Raw genomic sequence first — 26,827 nt, forward strand, 5'->3', positions numbered from 1 at the left:
TTAAGGAGGAAAACAAAAGGAGCCGCGCAAGGCGGCTCCTTTCTGCTTTTGTCACGAGCTTTCTCTCGCGCTACTTCCGCGCGTTGGAATGTCTCGTCTACTTTTCTTCTGTTTTCTTCTTTTTCCCGGCAACGAGGGTAACACCATAAAGACCCATTGCCACCGCTCCCATGGCTACCGTTCCCAGAAGAACGGTATCGCCGGTTTTCGGCGTCGCACCCTTGTTAGAAGTCGCGCCATGTTTTGCCATAACCTTTACCGTCACGGTCACTTCTTTCACCGAACCATCAGGATACGTCACCACGATGACCGCTTTCTTTTCACCGGGTTTCGTAGTATCGACCTTGTCCTTAAATTTATAGGTCGTTCCCTTCGGCAGCTTGTCCTTGTTCTGGATGCCATCTTCCGGATTCGGCGTCTCGCCCGTATTTACCACGATATCCTTGCCTTCCGGGTTCGGCTTGTCCGGATTCGGTTTGTCCGGGTTGGGTTTGTCCGGATTGGGCTTGTCCGGATTCGGCTTGTCCGGATTCGGCTTATCCGGATTCGGTTTGTCCGGATTGGGCTTATCCGGATCCGGATTCGGATCCGGTTTCGGACCGACGGACTTACTCTTGTATCTTGCGGTATAGGTTTGATCAATCACCTTACCTTTTTCCGGAACCTCCGGCGACCACTGATCAAACTTCTTTGCGCTATCCTTGTTCGTCGCCGTTTCGGGCAACACTTTGCGCAAATCCTCGTCCTCATAGGTGACATCGTTGCGAACATCGATAATCTTCTTTTGGTGACCTTCGACGGTTCCTTCTGACGTCGCATCAAAGATGAGTCGAACATAGCCTTCCGGTTTCTCGCCGGGATTCTCCGGATCGCGGACGATCACCTTGGGGTTATCGACATATTGTGCGGTGTACGTCATTTCCACGACAGTACCTTCTGTCGGCACCACCGGATCCCACCTGTCGAAACGCTTGGTCGCATCCCTGTAAACCGCTGTCCTGGGCAATTTTTCTTGCAAATCCGAATCCGCATAAGTGACGTCATTACGGACATCGATAATCTTCTTCTGATAGCCGTCCACCGTACCCTCAACAGTTGCATCAAAGATGAGACGGACATAACCGTCCGGTTTCTCGCCCGGATTCTCAGGATCTTGTGTGATCACCTTGGGATTTTCGGCGTACTGTGCGACAAAGGTCTGCGTCTCAACCTTCCCGGTTTCCGGAACCAAGGGATTCCAAGCATCAAACTTCATTGTCCCGTCCTTATAGATCGCACTTCGCGGGAACTCCTTCCGCAAGTCGGCGTCTTTATAAGAGACGTCCTCACGGACATCAATTACCTTGTAGCGTTGTCCCTCAACCGTGCCGTCAGTCGTCGCGTCAAACGTCAGGCGAACGTAGCCATCCGGCACCTCGCCCGGATCGTCAGGATTCTTGGATACAATATATTTCGGGCCCTGTTCCTTAACCTCCACTGCATAGGACGGAAGTTTATCCTTTTCAGTTTGCGTAAGATAGATATCCTTGGGCGTTTTTCCTTCCGGCAATGAACTCGTCGGAATCTCGAATTTTCCTTGTGGATCAACAGGCACTTCAATGACGTTTCCGTCTTTATCTTTCAAGGGATCCCCGTTTTCATCCGTCACCGTGATCGTCGAACCGGGGATGCCATTTCCGGTAATCTTGTCTTCGCCGTACTTAACGATGTCCGGCGTCGGCGGATCGGAAATCTCCTTGATCGGAACCACGATGACATCGACGTCAATGATATAGCTTGAACCATCTTCATAGATGACTTCAATCGGTTCTTTGTACGTCCCGTCTTGCGCGGTCGTTACACGCTCCCCTTGCGGCTTATCAAACTTGAGAACACGAATGGTCTGTAAATCCTTGCCTTGCTCGTCTTTCGGCGGTGTAATCGCCGCTTCATAGTCGTCCAACGTCAACGGATCGCCGACGCTCTTAATTATCTTTGTTGCCGTCGGTTCCAAGGGAAGGATGGGCTGCGTCGGCGTGCCGTACGCAGCGATGATTTCCCGTTCTTGCTGAATCATCATGCGTTTCGCAAAGTCCACCGTCACCCGGCCTTGGGGATTTTGTTCGCTAACTTGAGCCGGATCCTTGTAATACCAACCCTCAAAAGTGTAATTTCCGATTGGATTCGGATCTTTTTCCGGAATAAGGACTTGGGCAAGCGGATTGACATAGTAAACTCTTCGCTGCTTATCCACCGCTTTATCCGTTGGATTCACCGTCACCTTGACGTAATCGGAAAGCTCCGGATTATTTTTCACAACATTTGGCTTATCCTCATCATTCAAGGCACGATAGATATTCTTAAATACCTTAACCGGAATGTTGACGACTTTCTTTGTTCCGTTCTTAAAGGTGACCTCTGCTTGGATTTGAACGGTCCTCGGCTGGCTGTCGCCCACCGGTCCACCTTCCTCCTTAACCCGGTTATAAATATCCTCTTCGCTCGTGATGATTCGATAACTCTGATACTCCGGAAGATCGGTTACCTTTTTCAAAGCCTGATCAAACTGGTCTTTTTTAGGCATGAAGTTATTCACCCAGGTCCCGTCATCCTTCTTCAGGGATTCAAATACCCACATTTCACCTATGTCGGTTTCCGGAACGTGCTCCACGTCCGACCACTTCAGGTTATATTGGGCAACAATCGTCGTTTCTTTCACGGTGAATTTACCCTTGATCGTTTCCTCCTTATTCCAGACCTTGGGGGCACCAACCTTTACCTGCCAGGACTTAAATTGCCACTTTGCCTCCTTGCCCTTTGCATCCTTTACCGGATTTCCGTCTTCGTCCTTTACCCCGCCACCTTGCGGGGCAGCAGCAGGAATTTCCACAATTTTCTCGGGATTGACCTTAAAGTGCTTTTTGCTCTTACCGGTAAACTGATTACCCGTAATTGACGCATCCGCCTTATCCGTTGTATCAAGATAGACATCAACAAAGTAGTCAGGAAAGTCTTCATTCCCCGTAGTAATCTCGATGACGTCCTTCAAGGGTTTGAACGTAGCCGTAAAGGTGTAGTCCCTCCGGATAGCGGTGTTGCCATCGAGCAAGGAACTGTCCTGCCAACCGACAAACTCACAATTCGGATCCGGTGTAATCACCGGGGGCAGAAGCGATCCCTGGGCATCCTGCCCTTGAGGAACGGGAATGTTGCGGAAGTCCAGTCCGTCAATTACATCATAGATGACTTGCTTGATTGGATTGCCGTCTGCATCCTTCCCGAATGAACCATCCCGGCCTGCTTTGAATACAACCCTGTGATACCCGTCTGGTGTTTTTGCGTCAGGTGTTTTGCGCTTAATTACCCTGATGTCCTTGTAATAGAAGTTAACCTCATTAGATTTAACTCCATTGATTCCAGTCATTTCGCCATCTTCGTTGACATCATAGAAAAGCTGTCTTTGAGGAGTGCTAATAATCTTCCAGCCTGGTATCTCTCTGTAGTTCACTGCATCATAGTCGGTAGCTCCACTCGTTACTTCCTCAGTGTCTATTATCTTGAAGCTATCATTTGGTTTCTTGCCAATTCCAGGTAATTTATCAGCATCTTCTTCTGTAGTACTTAGATAGTTTACCTTGTAATGCCTCTTGGTAAATTCTCTGTAGAAGAACATGAAGTAATTATTTTCAGCCTTAGGATTGTCCACCAAAGCACCATTTTCCTTTATCTTTTCTGGTTCCACCATTAATACCTGTGAATATCTATTTGTTCTCTTTGTCTTATCTAGGTATTCTTTATAATCGGTGGATTTTTCGGCAAGCTTATCCCATTCAGCCTCAGGTATAGTTAGATAATCTTCGCCTTGGTGTTTAGCAGTAGCCTCCGCATATTCACCAACTCTTTTGTTATATAAAGTAGTCTCTTTTCTTTTTATTTCCTTGAAGTCCTGATCAAGGAAAACATGAGTTGATGGAATATCAACCAAATCGTTCTTAACCCATATTGCCTTCAAATATGCGTCTTCTACGACCTCATTGTCAAAAGCATATAGCTCGGGCACACCATATTTATCCATATAGGATGTGTCAACAGAGCCGTCATTCTTATGCCTTATTAGCTCCCAGCCAAGGAAGTCATAACCTTTTCGCTTAGGCTCTTTCGGTTGCTTGATTTTTGTTCTGCTTTTAACATCGAAAACCTGTACATCACCTTCGTTTGGAAGCTTCTCAGGTAGCTGGTAGACAGTCTTGTCCGCAGATGTCTGAATTAACTCACCGTCCTTGAAGGTTGCAATATCCATAGGGTCTATATCTAAAAGATTGCCTTGGTTAGGATCAAATTTAACCTTATATGTTTTATCAGGCTCACCCCATTTTGCATAAAGAACTATATCATAATTAGGCATATTAGCATCCGCATCAGCAAGCTTAGCCTTTAATTCTTTTATTTCATTCTGTATTTTGTATTTCTTATCCTTGTCCTTAGAATTCTTCGCTAATTCTTCATATTTATCAGCAAGCTTAGCCTCAAGTTCTTCAGATTTCTTCACTGTATCTTTAATCAGCTTGCTACCCTGAGGGTCCATCGCCCAGCCCTTGAAAACGAAATCATCTGGCACATTGGCAGGTCTATCCGCCTCAGTAAGCTTATATTCTTCGTCAAGATTTAATTTGCGAAGAGGAATTTCATAACTAACATCGGATACAGTTGCATCTTTACCACTTGCAAGCTTTTTCTTTGCAAGTTCAGATTGTTCATTTATATCTGACGAATCCGTATCCAGGTATATCTTGTATTTCTCACGCTCATAGGTAAATGCAAATCGATACTTAGGAATATCTTTGAAAGGAACTCCGTTAATTCCCTTCTCAGCAATAGGATCAAAGAATGACTTCTCATTATTTTTTCTTTTTTCTTCAGTTTTATCTAACTGCTTACCAAGCTCATCAAAAGTAAGCTGCGAGAGGTCTTCCGTATAACCTATTTTCTTAGCAGGGCGCAGCTTTGCATCCTCAACAGGATTAATTCCATCATGCTTAGGCTTAAATCCTACAATTCCCGGAGCAGGATATTCGTATGAAACGATTGTATCAATTTTTGTATATGACATATCTGGATTATAGTGGAGCTTGCCGTCAAAGCCCTCGAACAAATATTCCATATAATAGATAGCGAATTGATACTCTGCACTTGAACAAGGTCCAAGAGAAATAGTTCTTGCAGGTAATTTTTTTCCTGTTGAAGTTGAGTGAGTCGCAGGCGTTACAGCTGGGTCTAGATCAGTAAAATCTCTATCTATAAAATCCTTTGATGTTAGCCAGTACGGCGGAGTGTCAAGATATAGACTTTGGTCGAGATTTCCATTATTTTCTGAATTTAACTGCCAGCCTATAAAGCTTTGATTTGGTTCAAAGTCAATTCCACCTTGCCCTATGAGCCACATATCGTTAGGCCATTTTTTCATTCTCTCGCCGAACTTCGCAACAAAATTATATGGTTTATTCACTTCCTTAGTAGAATCGTATTTTGTTCCATCCGGAAGCACCATCTTTGCTTCTTTAGCTGGGAAACCTGCGTTAGGTTCATCTATACAGAATTTTTCAAATAGCATTGTATATGTCTGACGATCGTAGTAGATATTATATGTGGTGCTGCCGTCAGGCTGAACCTTCTTTGTTAACAAAACATTGGTTCCGTCATCCTGCTTAACCGTTTCCGTGTTTTCTTTCTTTATCTTTTTTTCATTTCTAACAAAATATTTGTTTAATTCATTTACTTTTGCGTTTTCAGTCAAAGACTTCTCAATTTCTGGAAATTTAATTCCAGAAGGCATCATAAGAGATAGATCCGGTCTGCTTCCCGTATCTGCATCCTTGACGACCTTTGCTCCGATATAATCATATCCAGCAGAATCCGCTTTCTCTGTCCAGAACTGAATCGTATAATTTGCCTTAGGCTCATCTTTCCATAATGCCGTAAACTTAACATTGTGCGCAGGCATAGCATCCTTGATACCGTCCTTAAAATCCTTCATGTCGAACTTCGTGTCCTTATGAATGGTTTTAATATTGCCATTTTCATCCTTGTAATTTAAGTCGGTATCTGACTTCCAGCCTTGAAATATACCACCAATTTTCTTAGGCTTTACATTTAGATTAGGTATTGTTTGCCCATAGTAAAGCGTCTGAGATGGTATGGGTGTCCCCCCATCCATATCATAGCTGACGTTAAATGAATCTCTGTTATATCTATATTCAATAACATACTCATCCCTACTATCTGGCACTCTGGTTTTAATCACAGTCTTTTCTGGGACATATCCCCTTCTTTCTTTTTCTGAAAGTGGAGATACAGTAATTTCTTGACCTACAAAACCATTAGCTGTCGTATAGATATCTTCTTTCTCTCCGTCCTTAAACCCATATTTATTCTTATCATAGAGAGCTTGGAAAATATGTTTAACCTTAATCTCACCCTCCTTGGCAGTGTAGATATAAGGATGTAAAAATGTATATCGACTACCATTTTTATTCCCTAAACGTGCTTTAGTCTTTATATAGTCATAATTGATTATTGTAGTAGGAGTAGGTTTAGTATATCCGTCAATATCGGGCAAATCGACCTGTTTGTTTATTTTATTTTTCTCTTCCTCAGAAATTACATTGCGGGGATTGCCCTTAGAATCCTTGTAAGTATACTCGTCATCACCTACTGTTGCCTCATATGGCTGAAACAGATGAACATCGGCACCATCTTTCATCGCCTTATACTCAGCCCTGATATCAAAAATACGGGGCATTTCAGAATTCTTTATCTGAGCATTTGCTTCTTCCGTTGTGGTTGGATCATCTCCAAGCTCAGCAGGATTTGAAGCCTTTTCCTTATTCAAGAATTTTGATTTTTCTTCGGAAATATTGTCATAGTTAAAATCATTTGCTGCAAATATGCTTGCCGGCAAAGAAGTAATTACCATCACAATGGCAAGAAAAAAAATAAATATTCTCTGCTTGGTGCTCATGTTTTCCCTCCTCTTATTATTTTTTTGCTCAAGCTTATAATTCATTTATTTGACTATATTATTTCATAGGCTGTATATAGAAATTATATATAAAATCTTAAAATAACATGCCTATTATTCTATAATAGCCTGACCGCTGCCAAAACACCGCTCAACCCCCATTGCAATCTTTCTTTTACTTTGTGTATGTTCCTACTGTTCATTTCTCCCCCCCCCACAAAAAATCGACCTATTTCGTCCAATTTAATTTCTATTGTATCGACTGAATGTTGTTTTTTCAATCCCTTACTGCGACAAAGCTGACGTATACGCCACCATCGTTCCTACGCATCGACCATCGTTCCCACGCATCGACCATCGTTCCCACTCGTCAACGCAACCTTTGTTTCCTCTTTTGTATCCTCTTCGCCATTTTGCTGTACGGTGTCGGTCTATCAAAATTTTAGTTGGACTATTCTACCACATAGGAAATCATGTCACTTAGAAAAATAACGAATTCGTTTACGTGTTGATGGAGCCAGCCGAAATACATTTGCGGAATCGACCTTCGCTCATGGGTTCATTGGACTGGTATTCGCCATGGAAGAACAAGGCAAAGGTGGTAATCGGCGTAGGCGCATTCTGTGCTTCTTCTTTGCTTGTCAAATGTATCGCTTGAAATGGGATGTTCTCCTCTTTTGCCGTCTTCGCCATAATCGGCACATACTTGGCGTTAAAGGGGCATTGGTCGGTATAGTATAAAACGTACCCAACGGAATCCACGTGCGGATGCTTGGCGCAGAGCTTGAACGTCGGAGGCTGGGCATCCGACAAAAAGGGCAAAAACCAGAGTTGAATGCGGTTATCTGCTTCGTCACATACCGTAAACCCCACATGGGTGAGAAATTTCGGATCCGCCAGAAACGGTGTTTTCCGCTTTGCAGAGAGAATGCACAGACCTTTCTTGCCCTTCTGCCTGCTTTCCTCTACGCACGTGCCGAGCAAATCTTGAGCGTACCCATGCCCCTTAAACGAGCCGGAGACCCAAAGGCAATCAATATACATATAGCCGTCAGCATTCAAGGGAACCCAGGCGTTTTCTGCCGGAATGTACTCAATAAAGCATTTCCCCCGCTCAGACGCTTTCAAAAAAACAAGCCCTTCCTCCAACCGTTCTTCTAACCACGCTTTTTTGGAAGAAACCTGTACGTCCGAATTGCCGCTTAGCGCACAGCAGATATGTTCGTTTTCCAAATTGTCTTTCGTTATTCGTATATATTCCATATCCTTTGCCTCTTTCCGCGCAGAAACATCGCCTCTGTTTTTTCCGTGCGCAACAACGGAATTTCTTCTACTAAACGGACCGGCAGGGAACTTATACCCTCTTAGGAAATGGACACACCATTACGCGATCGGATGAAAAAACCTATACCTACAATAATGTGATCCTCGCCCATATGATCCTTGCCAATGTGATCCTCGCCTACCATATCGCATCCTACACGAAAATGCTCATCGATATGAACACCACCTACAAACAAAATATAGAAATTATCCCCTCCGTTTTTCATCACCGCTCGGTGATTCTTGGCGCCGTCTATCTGGCGATTCAGGAGTTTCTGCACGCTCTTGTCTAAAATACGCTCACTTTTTCGCCGGCTCTTGTTTCCCGGTTTGGCGCTTTGCGAAAAGTAAAGGGGCAAGCCGGAAACAAAAGCGCCTGTACCAACGTCGTTACTTTCTCGGTCTCGTTAACATTATCCCCATAACCGCACCAAAGAAAGCAGCCGAAGCAAATCGCAAAAAGAGCCATTCAATCGCATGAAATAATGTGCCGACGACTGCCGTTTGGTGTTCATGGAATATGCCCCTGGCAAACAACAATTTCGGTGCGCTGCCAGGGGCGGTTTCATGGTATTCGACCCTGGCTGATGGCTTTTTTTGGCGTTTGCCGGGGTAGCCATCCCCTTTTCAACCCTGGCAAATCTCAAAATCACACGTTTGCCGGGGGCATAAGGACACCGCTAACCCTGCCAAACATCAATTTCGACGCGCTGCAGGGTGCTTTCATGGTATTCGACCCTGGCTGATGGCGTTTTTTGGCGTTTGCCGGGGTAGCCATCCCCTTTTCAACCCTGGCAAATCTCAAAATCACACGTTTGCCGGGGGCATAAGGACACCGCTAACCCTGGCAAACAACATTTTCAACGCGCAGCCAGGGGCGATTTCAAGCTGCACGACCCTGGCAAACAGGAGTTTCGTCTTCCAACCAGGGTACGGTGACCCCGGTGAATGATGCATTCTGACTTCGACCAGGGTTCGATGACCCTGATGAATGGTGAATTATGGCTTCAGCCAGGGTGCGTGACCCTGATAAGTGACGAATTTTAACTCCAGACAGGGTCGTCGTCCCTGATAAACGACGAATTTTAGCTCCAGACAGGGTCTGCCGGCCCTGATAAATGGTGTATTTTAGCTTCAGCCAGGGTCCGTCGTCCCTGATAAAAGATAAATTTCGCCTCCAGACAGGGCACGCTGCCCCTGATAAACGACGAATTTTAACTCCAGACAGGGTCGTCGTCCCTGATAAACGACGAATTTTGACTTCAATCAGGGTGCGTGACCCTGATAAACGACGATTTTTAGCTCCAGACAGGGCTCGCTGTCCCTGGGAAATGACGAGTTTTGCCCCCAGATAGGGCACGATGGCCCTGATAAACGATAAATTTTAACTCCTACCAGGGTTTACCGACCCTGGCAAATGGTGAAAAGGTAAAACCACCCGGAATAGCTCGCCACCCGATTGACCGACATCAATAAACGGAACTTTGTTATTGTTTCCGTGTCTTAAATGCTCTTTTGTGTCGGTGTCAGGCGCGTGCTTTTCCGGGCTTTCTGCATTGTCTTATTGTGCGTCCACGTGTCTAGGCGATGATCTTTCAAGTATGTTATAGTCGCATACCATTGCTTTCCCAAAGTGCTCGCATAGAATCACGCCATCATCCTTCGAACATAGTACTCTTCACAATAAACCAGAGCGGATATCGCTATTCAAATATAAGAAGAAGCGCCATCTTAAACTTCTTCGTTGCTTTAACCGCGTGCAGAGCGGCTTTTGCAAAGTGGAAATTTTCGCCCGCCTTGATCGGATGATCTTTTCCCTCGTATGCAATCACCGCTTCGCCGTCCAAAGCAAAAAGCAGTGCCTCGCCAGGAGCGGCGTGCTCGGGAAGTCCCGTGCCTTCATCAAAGGCCATAAGGATACACTTCATCTTGTCATTGTGCGCCACATCGAGTTTGATGATCTTTCCTTCCGCATACGGAACAAGATCGACCAATTTGAAAACTTCGCCTGCTTTGATTCCTTCGTTCATAGGATCATCCTTTCTTGTTAATGCCTCCGCATAGGCCACGTATAGACCACACCCTCTTCGGTTCTCATTTCATGTGATCGTTTTTTGTATACCATAAGCTTCTTCTTATTTTGATTTCCCGCTTTGATTATAGTAGAATGAAAGCAACAAATACGTTGCTTTGGCAACGGAATAGAGGTTTGCATGAATACTTTTTTTCTGACCACGACGCAACTTTTTTATGGCATCAATGAAAGCGAAATCGAGGAGCTTCTCCCCTGTCTGGGAGCAAATGAGCGTAAATTTCAAAAGGAAGAGATCATCTTCCGGGCAGGATTGCCCGTCAACCAGATCGGGCTTGTGGAATCCGGTAGTGTCAATATCGTCGTTAATTACTACTGGGGAAATTGCAATATTTTTGCCCATGTTGGAGCAGGACAGGTGTTTGCAGAAAACTATGCCGCTATTCCCGGAAAAGAGCTCCTCTGTGAGGTCGTTGCCTGCGAAGAAACCCAAGTGCTTTTTTTAAATATGCAGAACATACTGACAACCTGCACTCGCGCTTGTACCTTCCATACCCGCCTCATAAAGAATATGCTTCGGATTTCCGCGCAGAAAAATCTGAATTTATCAGCTCGCATGATGCACACAGCTCCCTATTCTCTGCGGCAAAGGCTACTATCCTACTTGTCCGAGCAAGCACTGGAAAATGGAACACCACACTTTACCATCCCGTTTAATCGTCAGCAACTTGCGGACTACCTCGCTGTCAATCGCAGTTCTATGTCGAAAGAGCTGTCCAGAATGCAGGAGGAGGGATTACTTACGTATCATAAAAATAGATTTACATTGAAGGAGCCTCGCCTTTATGAATAAATTACAATGCAAGCGGATTTATGAGCCGGCCAACGAAACAGACGGTTTCCGTATTCTGGTGGACAGACTATGGCCGCGGGGCATCAAAAAAGAAAAAGCCCATATTAATTTATGGGCTAAGGAAATTGCCCCTTCAAACGAACTTCGGAAATGGTTCTCTCATGATCCGGTAAAATTCGATGCGTTTAAAAAAAGATACAGACAGGAATTGACCAGTAATCCGGCATCACAAAAATTAAGCAATCTCTGTCTACGAAAGATACAAGATCAAAACATAACCCTTCTTTATGCCGCAAAAAACGAACAATACAATCAAGCCGTCGTAATAAAAGAATGGTTAGAAGAACAGATCCAGGATTAAAAAACAGGAAAAGCAAAATCGACGACCTCGTGGAAACTCTCTAACGCAGTTGTTCTCACTGAACACGCAATCCCTGCAACAAAATGTTCCCCACTGAATCATCGCAGCAGGGAACCTTCTGTTTTAACGCGGGCTTATTCCTTTTCTCCAAGAAAATGGGTCTTGGCAAATTCCATATCCTGCACAAGCTCCACCGTGCCTATATACTTGCCGGCAGCATCTCTTACCGCCAAATATTGGACGAGCATGGTTCGTCCGCCTTTCTTCATCCAAACCGAAACCTCGTCGCGACGGTTATTTCGGAAATCATCAATGATCTGTCGTACCATCGGTTCAATCTTCGGCGGATGGCAGGAGAATACCTCGCGGTCAATCGCCATAACGGGACGCTTGAATACCTTTGATCCTTCGTTGAAAAAGCGATTGATGTTGTCGGCATCGACAAAAGTAATTTCCATCGGGATCGTGTTCAAAAGTGCAGTAAGCTGTTCCATGGTCAGGTGTCCGCCCGGCATGACAATTTCGCCCTCTGTGACAGCAGATGGAATCGTTCCTGCGTTTTCAGCCTCTTCCCATGTTTCCTTTTCTACACCAAAGCAGGCCGCATAATCCTTAGAATCCCGATAAATACCGTACCATTCTTCTACCGTAAAATGCGCTGCACAAATGGGAAACAGAATGTTCTGTTCTTTATAAATCATTTCCTCTGCGCGAGCCAGTACGGCGTCAAGCCGGACATTCCACTCTTCGTCATGCTTTTTTTCTCTCGCAAGTATCCCCAGCTCGTCACGGATTTCATCGTCCACCGTCCACATCACATCGGAGGGGCCGGATATTCCATATTTTACCTTAAGCAGAGGATAGAGCAGATCGCCCTTCTTTGCATAGTGGATGGAAAGTTCACGAATGGAGGGAAGGAGAGAGCCATCACGCTTTTTCTTAAATTTCGCAAGCAACTGGGAAAGCGCATTGTTTTCCCTCGTCAGCGTGTACAAGGGATGCCCGATTTTTTCTCCCATCACGGCAGCGAGCATTTCTTTGTCGGTGCCGTTTTGAGCAGGGGCACTCTTGTCCCGAGCCTTCTTCCTTTCTAACGAGGCTTCCACTTCTTTTTCGGCATTGGCGATTCTCTCCTCTACCGTTGCGCCATGGAAAAGGGCCGAATGGACGTCGCATAGGCGCTGCACCTCGGAAAGTGGCGCGCCCTCCGCCAGCAACTCCTGTTCCGCCTGCATGATCTCTGAAGCTTCGACTTCGCGGAATGCACGGACGAAGTCTGCCCTTACCTCTTCCAGATCTTCTCCGTCGCCCAGCCTTTTCAAATAGGCTTTGAGTTGTTCTGTTCTGTTCTCGGAAGAATGGCCTGCTGCTGTTTCTTCCGTTTCTTCCGTTTCAGCCGATACTGCAAAGGGTATCTCCGCCCCCTCACCGACAAGTTCAAAGCCATGCTCCATCAAGGCCGTCACGATCTTCGTCATAGGAATGTTCTTCATCTTGGCGCCCTTTGGAATGGTCACCACCTTACCAATCGAATGCCGCATGGCCTTTTTCGTGATCTCGGTAAAACCGAGCTCAGCCATAATATCAATCAGTTCCGGGTATTCCTGCGTCAGTATAAAAACACTTTTATTCAAATCCAGTTTCTTTGCCATAATGACAGACTCCTTTTCTTTTTTATTTTATCCTATCCTTTACACACGTTCCTTTATGTTGCTATGACAACATATTTTGCAAATAGTACCCTTTCTGTATTAACGAGCGTCACGAATATCACGTTGGACCAGCGTAGCGGAAACTTTTCTTAAAAGCGAGGACGGTGACGTGTGATATCCGATTGCATTATTTTGATGCTTGATCAAAACAGAGTTAAAAGATATCCGTCCAGCAGTGCGACAATGATGAAGATTAGAAAATTGGCCATCCATGTGGCAAATCTGCTTGTTCCCTTATATTTTCCTCGATATTCTTCGATCTTTCGGATTCGTTTTTGAACTGCATCCGGATAGGATATGTAATTCCTCAAATTTTTCTCGTCCGTGCCGGTGCCTAAAAAACAAAACACGAAAAATGCAGAACACAAAATGACGGTTTCCAGTAAAAGCATAGGCTTCCCATCCCTTCTTTGCGTACCTGTCTTAGAATTGCAACAATGCAATCATTTTATCCTGCGCCTCTCTGCCTTCTCTAAAGAAGCGCAGCAACGAATAGCAGTGACACATTCCCTCGCCTACAATCCTCTCATGTGGGGCATCGTATTTATCCATCGCGTTTTCAAAATACTCCGCAAAAGCATACAGGCATTCATTTTTCACCGTAATAAAAATAAGTCTTGGGGGAATTTGAATGTTTTTTTTCACGCTCAAAAGTCTTACTATGCATGCCACGACTTTATAGATCCGTGACTTTATAAGTCAAAGGCATTCTGCATCTCCGGTTTTTTTATAACTATTTATTTGAAAGGTCTCTTTTCTTGTCTACCTTTATGAATCCTCAGAACCTCTTCTTCGATTCTTTTCTGATTTTTTCGGCATCCACGGCCAACAACGGTTAACGCGTCTGCAATACTCTTTATAGGCCTTTCCGTATCGCTCTTCCAGCCATTTTTCCTCGGTATGTTTCATAAGCACCGTCAGAAGCCCCCAGTAAACAAAAGGAAGAATGAAAAACCAAGCATTGCCAACAATAAAAAGCATTCCGGTGCAAAGAAGCATAAAAGCAGAATAAACCGGATGCCTGGCCCAGGCATACACTCCCGAGGTCACGAGATGATTCTTTTTAATATTCTCATCCAGTTTTGATACGATGACCGCCTGTATCCATATAAACACAGACAAAATGATGAAAAGCACGGTAATGCTCATGAGCGGGATTCGCTGAGCGCTTAGTTTTCCTGATGCCAATGCAGGATGATCCCTTAAAAGCACCGCCCCAAGCGTCGGCAATAAAATGGAAACAACATACACAGGCCCTACCCCGAAAATTGGTAAATGGTCATATTTTTTCATTGCCTGTTCCCGCTTTCTTTTGTTAGTTGATGCTAACATAATATGTCTGATTTTATTCCATTTCAATAGAATATAGGAAAACTGACGAACCAATACTCTCTTTAAAAAATGCTCTTCAAAAAATGCTCTTCCTCTTGCTCTGCTATGGATGTCTACGTGCTCTATTATTGTTGTCCTCGCAAAAGGCACAAAAGCAATAGCATCGCATGAATGTCCCTGATAAATGGTGTGTTTTAGCTTAGGATAGGGCGCCTCGGCCCTGACAAACGCCGTATTTTGGCTCCAGACAGGGTACGTGACCCTGGTAAATGGGGAATTTTAACTTCTCCCAGGGTTCGCCGTCCCTGGTAAAGCATAATTTCTGACTTCAGCCAGGGGCACAGAGGCCCTGGTAAATAACTATTCTTAGCTTCCGCCAGGGTACGTTACCCTGATAAATGGTGAATTCTGACTTCTCTCAGGGTGGCGCAGACCCTGGTAAACGATAAATCTTGACTTCCGCCAGGGTACGTGTCCCTGGTAAATGATAAATTCCGACTTCAGCCAGGGTGCGGTGCCCCCGCCAAATAGTAAAAGGGTAAGCCACCCAAGATGGCTACCCGACCGACTGACCGACTTCAATAAATTGAACTTTATTATCGTTTCAACGTCTTCAAGTACTCTTTTCGTTTCGGGGTAATGCGCTTACTTTCCCGGGCTTTCTGTATTGTCTTATTATGCGTCCATGTGTCAAGGCGACGATCTTCCAAATATTCTATGGTCGCACCCCATTGCTTTGCCAAAGCGGTTGCAAAGAACCACGCCATCATCATGCGAACATAGTACTCTTCACGATGAACCGAAGCAGGTATTTCCAGATAGGCAGGCTTAAAATCTTCATCCAGGAAATAAGACATTAGCATCTCCATGCCAAAGCGACAAGTATACGTTTCTTCCGATGAGGACCACTCTTTGATTTTTTCCAAAAGCGCTGTTTTATGCTGCTTGAAAATCTTGGGAGACAAGATATCGCAAACCGCCCAATTATCTACGTAGGGAAGAAACGCATCAACCGCTGCAACACAGGCATCATAGTCTTTCATTTCCGAAAGGAGGAGGCTGTGGAGTATATTTTCGTCATAATAGGTATGCGGCAAATCGCTAAGAAAAGATGCTGCTTCCGGTTTCTGGGAAAGCTTTTTGGCAAGCTTTCTGGCTGCCGGAACTCTAACCCCAATAAATAGCTCTCTTGGAATATTCGGCGTCAATTTTGCCTGAAAAGCAGCATAGGAAACATCCTGCAAGACAAATAATTCTTCTGTGATATTCACTTCTTCTATTCTCCGTTGGGCTTAATTATTTTCTTTTATCATCGATAATATGCCCTGTAATCCAGTCATGTAGGTCCTCTTCTTCCGCTTCACCTGCCGCTATCCGCAAAATTATTTGAATTAAATCCTCATCCTCATAGGCCAACTCCATGTCATTTAGGTACAAAAGCAATAGCATCGCATGAGTTCCTACTCGTTTATTTCCATCGATAAAGGGATGGTTGCTGATTAAACCGAAAGCTAAGCGACTCGCTTTATCAATAAGGCCGGGATAAAGATCTTGGCCTTCAAAACTTTGAAGAGGGGACAAAACGGCGGAATCCAGCACCCCTCATCACGAATACCATTAAGACCTCCGCTCGTGCGAATGAGTTCCTGATGAAGAAATACAATCTGTTCCTTGCTTGGATACTTCATTTTGCCAATTCCTCATAGACTTTGGCATTTTGCTTAATAAGGTAATCCGAAACAGAACGAATCTCGTCATCTGTAGGCGTCTTGATGCCTTCCACCTGAGAAAATTCGGTAATAATATACCGTGGTTTATTATTTTTTAAAATTAATGCGGAACCATATTGATCTACCAGCCGAGCCACCTTAGAAAAATTCTGATTCGCTTCCGTAATGGACACCATGGTCTTTGTATTTACCTTCATTGAAAGCCTCCTTTTTTCTTGATTATAGGCTGTATTGTAGGATTTTACAATCCTATTTTCTATGCCGGAGTTATCGTTAAAATGCATCAGATCGGCAAATCAAGACTTATCGTTTTCTTAATGGTAATGCTATTAAATTTCCAAACAATGCAATAACTGTATATCCCACGGCATAAACCCATGCGCTTGCGTTATAAAATATAAATATCGATGGGATAAACAGAATTGCTACACTCAAAATATACCAAAAATCAAGCCCATTTCTAATTCCATAAAAAACAGAAGTTATTAAACATAGTAGGGGAATAAGTACTAACATAACAATCATGGCACTTCCTGTGTCTTTCATAAACGAAGGAATGATATAAAATCCTATCAGCAACAGTAAATAGAAAACCATGTTCTTTTTTACTTTTTCCATCATGCCAGTGCCCTTTCAACTTCTAATTTATGAAACTGATTTTTCGTCTTCTATGCTTTATTCTATTATAAAGTCTTCCCTACCTCATTTTCTTTAAGGCAAATTAATATCAAACCTGCTTTCATACATCCTTCGCCGCCACGACCCGACCCTTGAATATACCTTGTATTAAAGCGGAGTCACGAAAAATTTCCGGATCCGGAAACGGAGCAGGCTTATCATTTAATTCACAATTCTACCGGTAGTTCACTTTCAAGTCCTGCCGGGGTCTCTACAATTATTCTCCTATTTTCAAAATACGAAGCGCCGCCCTTTGCAATCTCCTGCTCATCCGCCTTGTCAAGACAAACGGAATTCACATAGAGGACAGGCCTTCCGACTTTAGCAGCCTGGTCTACATACGCAAACTTAATGGAAGTGTTCCAATCCTGAAAATTATAGTCCGTATAGACCGGCCACCAGACAAAGTCAGGCTTTAATTTTTTTATTTCTTGAACATTTTCCTCATACCAGAGGTCACCGCATAAGGCGACCGCTATTCTTTTGCCCAAATATTCAAAACTATGGAAATTCTGCCCCTCTCGATAGAAGTCACCTGCTGTCTTTTCTTTCCAGCCCGGAGAAACTCTTCGATACAGGTCGATTACATTCCCCATTTTATCTATCGTCATCTGCGAGCTGTAGAAAAATCCCTCCTCTGTTTCTATAAAGCCGAAAGATACTCCTATCGAATTCTTTTTTGCCGCAAAACATATGTCGGAAATAAGGGCGGAGTCTTTCTCTACCGCTATATCTTTATCGTGGTCAGGCTCAAAATTTACACCATAAAAGCCCTGAAGAAAAGCTTCTCCAAAGATTACCATATCGGCTCTGCCGGCATATTTAGCCATGCTGTCTATAATTCTTTTTTTGTTGTGCTCTGTATCTTCATTCACGAAGCCGACGGCGGCAAGTACAAATCTCATCTAAACTCCTTATCAATAAGCTGCTGACCGAGATTTTCGATTTTCTCACGGTTCTCCCGTAAGTGTCCGGTACTCTTCGCTTCCCGTGTCGGACCAGTCCGTCTTACCGCTCTCGGCAATGGCCCCTGTCCGGTATTCAAAGGCATAGGTGTTCTGCATCTGCGCATCATTGGGCGACCAGCTTCCATCCGGAGACTTTGAAGCCTTCCACAAAACATAAAGGCCACAGCGTCCATTCTGCGAATCCCGATCATATTGCAAGTACGTAATGTCTGCATCACTTTCCTGCAGGATAAAGAACATATTTCCTTTGGCCGTATAGTTCTCACGGAAGGTAGAGCCTTTCGCTGCAAAATACACATCAAATATCTTCAGCGCTCCGTTTCGGTTTCGCTCTGCTTCGGAATTCGGGCCGACAGAATGCGGTCTACCCGAATTTTCTTCGCTTCCCGGATTTTCCGAATCGCTGGTGTGTTCCCCTTGCGTTCCCCCATTTACGGATCCTGCGGTATCCGACCCGGTCTCTGCACTGCTGTCACTGCCCCATCCTTGATACCACTCGGATTCACTAATGTTCGGATTCGTATCTTTTGCATCCGTCATGGGGCGAAGATAGCGCAAGAAAAACGGTCCTTCGGGCTCATAGAGATAATATTCAAAAGACGAATACGGATCATCCACGTGCTCGGTGTAGGTTCCATTCTCATTTTGTTTCACCGGATAGCGGAAAAGTAGAAATAGAAAGTCCAAAAAGCCAAGGCTCAGGAAAAGAATGCCACAAAGCAGCACGGAAAGAACGCGAAGTGCAATTCTCCCGCCTTTCTTCCGGATAGAAGGAATGGAATACCGATTCCAGGAAATGCCGGTCAGAACGGTCGTGAGCATCCAGACAATCGGCATCGCCGCGCAGAGTGCAAAGACCCAGGTCTGCAGCAGCCATTGGTTCGGAAGGCGTCCCACAGTCATCCCGAAAAATGCCGTCAGAATCCCGCTGAGTACATAAAGCCGGCAAAGGATCGGTGTAGTTTTATTTCTATCCTGTTTCATTCCCCGGCGCAGAAGCAGTTTGTCACGCTCTCCATGATCGCGCGGAACCGGAAGCGCATGATTCTTTTCCCGTAGCAGATAAATATATTCCACACCTTCAATAATGCGGTACAGATCCGCGTAGTTGCGCACGGTTGTCGTGTTTTTGGAATTCAGCGTAAACAAATCTGTATAGAAGGCATACGCCCATTCGTTGTCGCTCTCTATATGGGCACTCCGAAATTGAGCGCGGAGCCGGTATCTCCAGACAAGAGGAATCGCAACAAGAAATAGAATGGCAACACCATAGCTGATCCATCCGAAGACCTGTAGGTTATCCGCGGCCATAAAGACCGTTCCAACAACGGTTATCATGGCAAAGATTGACGCTGCCAGTTGCCGGACCTTTTGCCGGTATAATTCCTCGTTCATCCTGCGATAGTTTTCCCATGTCTGAACATACGATGCACAATAGAGTGGTTTTTCTCCATCCATGGAAATTCGATCCTTAGGAATCCGGTTCTGTTTTTCTTTCGTCAATGACTCCGACATTTCGCCTTCCCCTGTTCGCATATATAAAGCGCCAAACAAAAATTTGAATCGCTCGTTAAGAGAATTCTATCCTAAACTAAGGGATTTATCTCAAGCAATCCCTATCCGGTGCATCAATAGGAATCCAGTGCACCGTCCCTGGTAAATGATCAGTTTTGACTTCAGTCAGGGGCGGCGACCCTGATAAATGGTGAATTCCAGTTCCAGTCAGGGTTAGCCGTCCCTGGCAAACGACGAATTGCGACTTCAGCCAGGGCGCGGTGACCCTGATAAAGTGCAAGACGATGGTCTTCACAGAATCCGTTCAAACAGTTTACACGCTGTCCACCCGGTGTCGTCATAATACAACTCTTTGACTTCGACAAAATCAAATCCACAGCGGGTATAGAGGTCTGCTGCTGCTTTACAGGCATAGAGAACATCCAGCCGAACCGTCTTTTTCTTCACCTTCTTCGCTACCTTCACAATATTTTCTACGACGATTTTACCGAGACCTTCTCGTTAAAACACCGGATTAACCGCAAGAGAATGAGGTATTAGGACTTCGCTGTTATCAAAGAGAATGCTCCAAGAGCATCCCTCATATCCTTCACTTTGGTTACTGTCCAAGATTACGCAGACATATAAAACATCATTTTCGGTCAACGTATACAGCCCCTTGGAAATGCTGCTTTGAATATACGCCTCCAATGGATATACGCCTTTCTCCCACCCGAGTTTTTCATTTTTTGTTTTATTCTCGTGAATATGATCCGTTACATCCCAGTAAAACTTTTGAATCATACGAAAATCCGTTTCACTTGCTTTCTGGAAATTCATTTCCCTTTTCCCATTCTTTCCTTATCAATAAGAATTTATGCCCATTTCAAAATTCGTTTGATCTCGTCAAGATTCTCGGCAAAATAGATTCCCTCCTGTCGCTCTTTTGAGGACAAGCCTTTTTCAATCATATGATGCAGCAGGGCTTTCAAACCATCGTAGTACCCGTTCAGGTTATAGAGAACGCAGGGTGCATGCAGTTGTTTCAAGGATACCTTCGACATCACCTCGGCCATCTCTTCCAATGTTCCCGTGCCACCGGGGAAGGCAATAAATGCATCGCCTAACGCAATCATTTTGTTTTTGCGCTCCGACATATCTTTGGTCACGATTAACTGGGTTAAGCCCTCATGCTGCAATTCGTTTTCGATAAAAAACTGTGGCTCAACTCCGGTTACCTCACCTCCGGCCCTCAAAACACTATCCGCAAGGATCCCCATCAGTCCCGATTTGGAACCACCATAGATCAGTGCATGTCCGCTATTTCCGATCCATGCTCCCAATTCCTCAACGGCTTTTCGTAAGCATGGATCATTTCCTTCGTTTGCACCAAGATAAACGGTAATATTCATGAAATTTCCTCCGAAAAATTCTGGGAAGCTATTTTATTCTAAAATAATAGGTGTTTTCCCTGTTCTCTCTCTTTTCCGTTCGCCGAAAGCCACCAACTTTCGAAGAGCTCCTTTTCCCCAGCTATTAAAAGGCTACGGATTCTTTGTCTCTAACCACTTTGAAAAGGAGCTGCCATAAGTACCACGGATGAGTTAGGCTATTCCTTATAAATCTAAACTTTCCTTGTTTAACAAAAAGTCAAAGAGATTAATAGTGAGTATTCCATTTTCATCTAAAAACGGTTTTATTCGATCTCTCACGATAATAATTTTCTTAAATGAGTCATCAATATTTAACAAGGACGCTTTTTCTTGATTTATTTTTTCGATGGATGGAAGACTATATGCAGATTGAACATAATATCTTTTACTTCCAAGGTTGGCGATGAAATCAACCTCCAGCTGTTTCTTTATATCTCTATTATTAACATTTTCCCTTTTCATGACCACTCCTACATCAACCATATAGCCACGATATCTTAATTCGTTATAAATAATATTTTCCATTAGATGGGTTGGTTCTATCTGCCTAAAATTTAGTCTTGCATTTCTAAGCCCTACATCTTCAAAGTATATTTTATAAGGCGTGCCTATATATTTTCTCCCTTTAACATCATATCTATATACTCTTTTTAACATAAACGAGTCTTCAAAGTAGCCAATGAACTTATCAATTGTATTTGCAGAAATTTTAGATTTCTTTATGGACTTAAACGTTGAAGCTATTTTACTTGGATTCGTAAGACTTGAAATACCGGATGCTAAAATGTTGAGTAAGTCTTCCAGTTCAGCAGTTAAGCGTATGTCGTACCTTTGAACAATATCTCGCAAATATACATTTTCGAGTTGCCCCTTTAGATAATTCATCTTATCTTCATCGCTTTTCATTAAAACCCCAGCCGGTAAGCCTCCATATACTTGATATTCTGCAAAAGCATCTTCTTTATCCCCATGAAAAGTTTGAACAAATTCAGAAAAAACGAAAGGCATAACATGGATTTCATCACCTCTACCTGCGAATTCAGTGATGACATCTTTAGATAAGAATCTGGAATTACTTCCCGTAACATAAACATCAAAATTCTCTTGACGCAAAAATCCATTTAAGACTTGCTCAAAAGATTTAAGCAATTGGACCTCATCTAAAAGGATATAAAATTTTTCTCTATCATTCGTTTTGCTCATGATATAGTCTAAAAACTTTTTAGGATCTACCAATCTTTCACCGCTTAGTACATCTAAATCCATTAAATCTTCGCCAATTTTTAATAAATCCCTTCCTGAATCAAAGGCAAATTTTATAATATGGTTTTCATCAACGCCGCTTTGGGTCAAATGATCATAAAATAGATTATTAAGCAAAAACGATTTTCCGCTCCTTCTTATTCCGGTAATAATCTTAATGAACCCATTGTCTTTTTTTCGTATTAATTTATCTAAATAACAATCACGCTTTATTTCCATACGCTGACACCCCTGTCTATTTAGAATTATTTCCGTTTCGGAATTTAATCTAAATATATTGTACCGCGTAGGGTCATCTAGTTCAATCTATTTAGAAATAATTCCATAACGGAAATATTTTGAAATTGATTTTGGCCTTTTTCATTCAGTGGTGGGGCATTTTTTGCAATCAAAAGACCCGACTAACACCGTATTACGAGTGTGTCGGGTACTGTTAATTGTGATAGTACACCATTCTAGGTGTTTTTCAAATCAAAAATGGCTTTTACGATTTCATTTGAAATCCTAAAAACCATTGATTTCAACGGTTTTACAACCTATCATCTCATTTTCTTGACATCAAACAGATAGTTTCCACATGCTTCAAGAAAATACCATTGAAGTCATCGGTTCAACCGAAAATATCATGGGCCATAACTGTATGACCGAACAAGTCATAGTACTAACAGGCAGCCTCTTCAATAATTTTCTCATAATCTTCGCACATATTTTTCTTTCCCCAGGCCAAACACAGTGAAATTACCCTGCAAAAGCGGGAAGGTTCATTCCTATAGTTTGCAGGATCGCGGTGAATAAGAATCGTCCTTTTTCATGAACGAAGTGTCTACATCCATAAGATGTTTGATCATTTCCATCCCATGGACATCAGTCTTTATCTGCCTGTAGCGAAAAGGAATGTGGGTGTTCCTCGTCCTGATCCATTAAGCCCTCTGACTTGGCACTTTGGATCAATTTTTCTTCCTAAGGCCCATCAGTTGTCCCCCAAGCATCGATTATTTCACAGGCTTTTTTATGTTCGTCAGTTTCTTCTTCAAAGTCATATTCATCAGCCTCATATACAGAATTTTTTTACGTCACATGTGCAACTACTTATTACTATACATCAAACTAATAAACATACGCTTCCGTCAAACTCGACTTCTCCACCAAGTTCCGATAAAGCTGGGAGCGGGTCATGAGTTCCTCATGACGACCTATGCCATTCACCCGGCCGTCTTCAAAGACGACAATTTGATTCACATTTTCAATCGACTTCATCCGATGGGAGATGATGACCACGGTCTTGTTTTTCATCAATGTATTCAAACTCTTTTGAATGGCCATCTCATTTTCCACATCTAGGGAAGCGGAAATTTCGTCCAGGAGGAGGATGGGTGCATCCTTTAAGAAGGCCCGGGCGATGGATAGTCTTTGCCTTTCACCGCCTGAAAGCTTGCTGCCGTTCTCGCCGATCAAGGTTTGGTAGCCCTCGGGAAGTTTTACGATAAAGTCATCGCAGTGGGCCTTCCTAGCCGCTTCCATGACTTCTTCATCACTGGCGTCTTTGCGGCCAATGCGGATATTTTCCATGACCGTTCCATTAAAGAGGGTCACATCCTGAAAAACCATCGAAATCTGCCGATAAAGGCAGTCCGGAGCGATGTCTTTTAGGGAATGACCGCCAATGGTAATTTCTCCCCGGTCAACATCGTAGAGGCGTGAGAGGAGACGAATCATGGTGGTTTTGCCCGACCCGGAAGGTCCAACCAAGGCCGTTACTTCTCCCTGCTTGGCCGAGAAATTTACCCCATTCAAAACCGGATTTTTTCCATAAGCAAAGGAGAGGTCCTTCACTTCGATATCAAAGTTTTTCAGTTCCACTTCCCGTCCCTTTTGAACCGGTGTGTTTTTGAGTTCCTTGATACGATCTACCCGAACATCGATGTGGAAGAGTTCAGCGATGTTCATGCTGACGCCTTCCATGGCGGAGGTCAGGCGGGTGGCGGCAATCATATAGCCAATGGCATAGAGGGCCGTCATCTGGCCCTTGAGCATAAAATAGGCCACCGTCAGGATCGTACTGGCTACCGCGAATTTGACAATGGTTGTGGCCGACATGACCGGGATGCCCTGGCCCACTTCGGCTTGCATGTGCATTTTTTCGGCTGCCCGTATGACCTGGTGAATTTCCCGTCTTTTCTTGCTCACCAGATTGTAGGAGCGAATTTCTTGCTGCATTTCGATGGCATCTTGGATAATTTCCACATTTTTTCGGCTTTGGTCAAAGAACTTTTTCACAAAGCTTTTTTGATAGCGTTTGGAAAGCAAGATAATGGTAAGGCCAACTGCCGTGGGGATAAGAATGGCCAGGCCAATCCAAAAATGGCTGATTAAAATCATGATGAGCATGATGACTAAAAAGATCCCCGCTCCGATAGCCTGGGGTACCGCATGGGAAAAAGCGTGCTCCATATCCAACACATCCTGCATCATGGTCTGGGCCAGGTCGGACAAGTCATGTTTGGCAAAATAGCCCAAGGGGAGTTCTTTCATGGTGTCGGCAATGGCAATACGCATGTCCCGGGATTCCGCGTAGGTCGTGTTGTAGGTGGCCCGATACTCAAAATCCAAGGCCAAATACATGAGAACCACGATTACGGCCATGGCCACGAGATAAAAGGCCGGATGGCTTAGCTTTCCATCCGCCAAAAGGTCCTTAGCAAAGGCAAAAAAGGTCATCATAGCCGCCATGTAGGTAATGTTTACACAAAAGGAAGCGATCGATGCTCGTATCATGCCCCTCGCCCCTTTTTCCGTAAGGGCAAAAGTTTCTTGTAATTTACGTTTCATCAGGCTACCCTCCAGTCATTGGCTTGGGCATAAAGGCCCTGCAGATAGGCATAACGCCCATTTTTTTCCATTAAAGCCCGGTGGCTACCGCGCTCGATAATCTTACCTTCATCCACGACCAGAATTTCATCCGCCTGGCGGATGGAAGAGAGCCGGTGGGCAATCATGATAACGGTTTTTCCCTTCATAAGATTGCTGAAGGCCTGCTGGATTTCATATTCATTTTCCGGGTCGGCTGCTGCCGAAGCTTCATCCAGAATGATGATGGGGGCATTTTTCAGGATGGCTCGGGCGATGGCGATGCGCTGGATCTCACCCCCGGACAGGTGGACGCCCTTGGAGCCGATCCGGGTCTTTTCTCGGTCAGGGAACTTGTCCAAAATTTCTTCACAGCGTGCCAGCTTCATGGCTTCCATGACTTCATCCCAAGAAGCCGCCGGATTGCCGATTTTGACATTGTCGTAGATCGTGGTCTTAAAGAGTTTGGCATTTTGAAAGACCATGGCCAGCATCTGAGTTCTAGCAAATTCCGAATAATCCGACAGATCCCTGCCACCAATGAGGATTTCCCCCTCCTGAACCGGATAGAAGCCGGCAATGAGCTTAGCCAAGGTGGACTTGCCTCCGCCGGAAGAGCCAACCAAGGCGTAGGTCTTTCCCCCATCCAGATGAAAGCTCAAGTCATCTAAAACCTTGTCTTTTTCATAGGCAAAAGAGACATGCTTGAAGTCGATAGCACCATCCACAGCTTGGTTAACGGAGCCGGAGGCCAGCTTGCCGGTCTGCATTTCCTGAATCAGGCTTTCGATCTTATCAATGGAGGATGAGGCCAAGTAGGAATGCATGCCCACATACATAATCTTCATGAAGGCCACGAAAATTATGTCGCAAAAGAGGACATAGAAGATGGCTTTGGTCAGGTAGAGTTCGGGATCTTCCCCCCGCGCCAGGAAAAAGAAAGCCAAGGGGATGAGCAAAAGGTAAACGGCGTTAAAAAAGGTTTGGAAGGTCACGTAGGGAACGCGGCATGACATGCTGTAGGCCAACACCTTTTCTCCATAGCTGGCAATGGAATCATAAAAATTCTTCATGGACTTGACGTTGGCATTAAAAATCTTGACCACACCCATATTGCGAACATATTCCACCGCATGCGCTCCCATAGCCTCCTGAGCCTGCATATATTCGCCCATGAAGGCGGATTCCCCCATCATCTTGCTGCCAATAAAGCCCCCGACAACGATGGTCAAAACCATAAAGACGCAGAGCCGCCAGTCGATCATGCCGGCCAAAACGAGGCCAAAGAGGGGGACAAAGAAGGCCGCGGCCAAATCCGGCAAGAGATGGGCCACGCTTGTGTGGGTTAAGGCTGTATTGTCATCCAGCATCTTGCGGATTTTCCCGGACGGATACTTGTCAAAAAAGGCCGAGGGGGCCTCCAAAAGGGCATCCATGCCGGCTTTTTTTAAGTTTGCCTCCAGGCGGAAGGCGATCCGATGGGTGGCCATGCAACCGATAAAGTAAATTACGGTGTAGGCTAGGGCACAAAGGCAAAGAATCGTGACCAAATGGGTCAGGCCCTCCAGGCCGGATGCAACCAAAATCTTTTCTAAAAATAAGTAAATCGCCTGGTACTCGGCAATGAGGGCAACAGAAGATCCGATAATAAGTAAGAAGGCCAAGATGAGAATGCCTCCCATGTCGGGCACGTAGGGTTTCAATCTTTTGTAAACAGACATAGAAAACTCCTTTCTCGTTAGGCTCAAATACGCCATCAAAAAACGATTTATTAGTTAGCTCATGCTAACAATTGGGCAAAAAT

At 44.3% G+C, this 26,827-nt stretch carries 21 protein-coding genes; 3 read left to right on the forward strand and 18 right to left on the reverse strand.

The genetic code is table 11. The features are described 5' to 3' along the window. Positions 1 to 97: 97 nt before the first annotated feature. Both BN3910_RS05210 and BN3910_RS05215 read right to left on the reverse strand, forming a co-directional pair. Positions 98 to 6,997, reverse strand: coding sequence for a Rib/alpha-like domain-containing protein (locus BN3910_RS05210; RefSeq protein ID WP_066925007.1), 6,900 nt, complete (start codon positions 6,995 to 6,997; stop codon positions 98 to 100). A 501-nt stretch (positions 6,998 to 7,498) separates the two neighbouring features. After that, entirely contained in the window at positions 7,499 to 8,260 is a 762-nt protein-coding gene (locus tag BN3910_RS05215) for an N-acetyltransferase (RefSeq protein ID WP_066925009.1), read from the reverse strand. 173 nt (positions 8,261 to 8,433) lie between these two features. Between BN3910_RS05215 and BN3910_RS07785 the strand changes: the two genes are divergently transcribed. Continuing rightward, positions 8,434 to 8,613 (forward strand): hypothetical protein, encoded by a 180-nt coding sequence (locus tag BN3910_RS07785; protein ID WP_148417331.1) that lies wholly within the window; start codon positions 8,434 to 8,436, stop codon positions 8,611 to 8,613. A 1,410-nt stretch (positions 8,614 to 10,023) separates the two neighbouring features. Here the strand turns inward: BN3910_RS07785 and BN3910_RS07985 are convergent. Then, positions 10,024 to 10,350: a cupin domain-containing protein gene (locus tag BN3910_RS07985; protein WP_075967996.1), complete on the reverse strand. Its 327-nt coding sequence runs from the start codon at positions 10,348 to 10,350 to the stop codon at positions 10,024 to 10,026. A gap of 183 nt (positions 10,351 to 10,533) precedes the next feature. Here BN3910_RS07985 and BN3910_RS05230 point away from each other — a divergent pair, with 183 nt between their 5' ends. Both BN3910_RS05230 and BN3910_RS05235 read left to right on the forward strand, forming a co-directional pair. After that, the gene (locus BN3910_RS05230; RefSeq protein ID WP_066925013.1) at positions 10,534 to 11,205 is read left to right on the forward strand and encodes a Crp/Fnr family transcriptional regulator; all 672 of its coding nucleotides are present in this window, start codon (positions 10,534 to 10,536) and stop codon (positions 11,203 to 11,205) included. Further along, positions 11,198 to 11,566, forward strand: a complete 369-nt coding sequence (locus tag BN3910_RS05235) for a DUF488 domain-containing protein (protein WP_066925015.1) — start codon at positions 11,198 to 11,200, stop codon at positions 11,564 to 11,566. Before BN3910_RS05230 ends, BN3910_RS05235 begins: the two co-directional genes overlap by 8 nt. A gap of 134 nt (positions 11,567 to 11,700) precedes the next feature. Here the strand turns inward: BN3910_RS05235 and BN3910_RS05240 are convergent, their stop codons facing one another. The 15 genes from BN3910_RS05240 to BN3910_RS05310 all read right to left on the reverse strand — a co-directional run bounded on the left by BN3910_RS05240 (position 11,701) and on the right by BN3910_RS05310 (position 26,744). Next, positions 11,701 to 13,218, reverse strand: coding sequence for a DUF438 domain-containing protein (locus BN3910_RS05240; protein ID WP_066925017.1), 1,518 nt, complete (start codon positions 13,216 to 13,218; stop codon positions 11,701 to 11,703). Between the two features lie 483 nt (positions 13,219 to 13,701). Continuing rightward, entirely contained in the window at positions 13,702 to 13,923 is a 222-nt protein-coding gene (locus tag BN3910_RS05250; protein ID WP_231862188.1) for a hypothetical protein, read from the reverse strand. Between the two features lie 123 nt (positions 13,924 to 14,046). After that, positions 14,047 to 14,571 (reverse strand): methyltransferase family protein, encoded by a 525-nt coding sequence (locus BN3910_RS05255; RefSeq protein ID WP_066926243.1) that lies wholly within the window; start codon positions 14,569 to 14,571, stop codon positions 14,047 to 14,049. A gap of 635 nt (positions 14,572 to 15,206) precedes the next feature. Then, positions 15,207 to 15,881, reverse strand: a complete 675-nt coding sequence (locus BN3910_RS05260) for a DNA alkylation repair protein (protein ID WP_066925021.1) — start codon at positions 15,879 to 15,881, stop codon at positions 15,207 to 15,209. Positions 15,882 to 15,906: 25 nt separating this feature from the next. Continuing rightward, positions 15,907 to 16,209, reverse strand: a complete 303-nt coding sequence (locus tag BN3910_RS05265) for a type II toxin-antitoxin system death-on-curing family toxin (protein ID WP_197457228.1) — start codon at positions 16,207 to 16,209, stop codon at positions 15,907 to 15,909. 85 nt (positions 16,210 to 16,294) lie between these two features. Beyond that, positions 16,295 to 16,537 (reverse strand): prevent-host-death protein, encoded by a 243-nt coding sequence (locus BN3910_RS05270; protein WP_066925023.1) that lies wholly within the window; start codon positions 16,535 to 16,537, stop codon positions 16,295 to 16,297. Positions 16,538 to 16,643: 106 nt separating this feature from the next. Next, positions 16,644 to 16,961 (reverse strand): hypothetical protein, encoded by a 318-nt coding sequence (locus tag BN3910_RS05275; RefSeq protein ID WP_082790321.1) that lies wholly within the window; start codon positions 16,959 to 16,961, stop codon positions 16,644 to 16,646. A gap of 224 nt (positions 16,962 to 17,185) precedes the next feature. Beyond that, positions 17,186 to 17,923 carry a carbon-nitrogen hydrolase family protein gene (locus tag BN3910_RS05280; RefSeq protein ID WP_066925025.1) on the reverse strand — a complete coding sequence of 246 codons (738 nt, stop codon included), beginning with the start codon at positions 17,921 to 17,923 and terminating at the stop codon, positions 17,186 to 17,188. A gap of 45 nt (positions 17,924 to 17,968) precedes the next feature. Continuing rightward, positions 17,969 to 19,501, reverse strand: coding sequence for a YcxB family protein (locus BN3910_RS05285; protein WP_066925027.1), 1,533 nt, complete (start codon positions 19,499 to 19,501; stop codon positions 17,969 to 17,971). A 291-nt stretch (positions 19,502 to 19,792) separates the two neighbouring features. After that, a complete protein-coding gene (locus BN3910_RS07790; RefSeq protein WP_156469878.1) occupies positions 19,793 to 19,966 on the reverse strand; it encodes a hypothetical protein in 174 nt (57 codons plus the stop codon). A 36-nt stretch (positions 19,967 to 20,002) separates the two neighbouring features. Beyond that, complete coding sequence (locus BN3910_RS05290; protein WP_066925029.1) at positions 20,003 to 20,320, reverse strand: hypothetical protein; 318 nt, start codon at positions 20,318 to 20,320, stop codon at positions 20,003 to 20,005. A 35-nt stretch (positions 20,321 to 20,355) separates the two neighbouring features. After that, a complete protein-coding gene (locus BN3910_RS05295; protein ID WP_066925031.1) occupies positions 20,356 to 20,892 on the reverse strand; it encodes an LOG family protein in 537 nt (178 codons plus the stop codon). Positions 20,893 to 21,096: 204 nt separating this feature from the next. Next, positions 21,097 to 22,395, reverse strand: a complete 1,299-nt coding sequence (locus BN3910_RS05300; protein ID WP_066925033.1) for an ATP-binding protein — start codon at positions 22,393 to 22,395, stop codon at positions 21,097 to 21,099. 888 nt (positions 22,396 to 23,283) lie between these two features. Beyond that, on the reverse strand, positions 23,284 to 25,005 hold the full coding sequence (locus tag BN3910_RS05305; RefSeq protein WP_066925035.1) for an ABC transporter ATP-binding protein: 1,722 nt from the start codon (positions 25,003 to 25,005) through the stop codon (positions 23,284 to 23,286). Continuing rightward, positions 25,005 to 26,744: an ABC transporter ATP-binding protein gene (locus tag BN3910_RS05310; protein WP_066925037.1), complete on the reverse strand. Its 1,740-nt coding sequence runs from the start codon at positions 26,742 to 26,744 to the stop codon at positions 25,005 to 25,007. The genes BN3910_RS05305 and BN3910_RS05310 overlap by 1 nt, the downstream gene beginning before the upstream one ends. Positions 26,745 to 26,827 lie beyond the last annotated feature (83 nt).

This window comes from Murdochiella massiliensis, assembly GCF_900059565.1.
GTDB lineage: Bacteria > Bacillota > Clostridia > Tissierellales > Peptoniphilaceae > Murdochiella > Murdochiella massiliensis.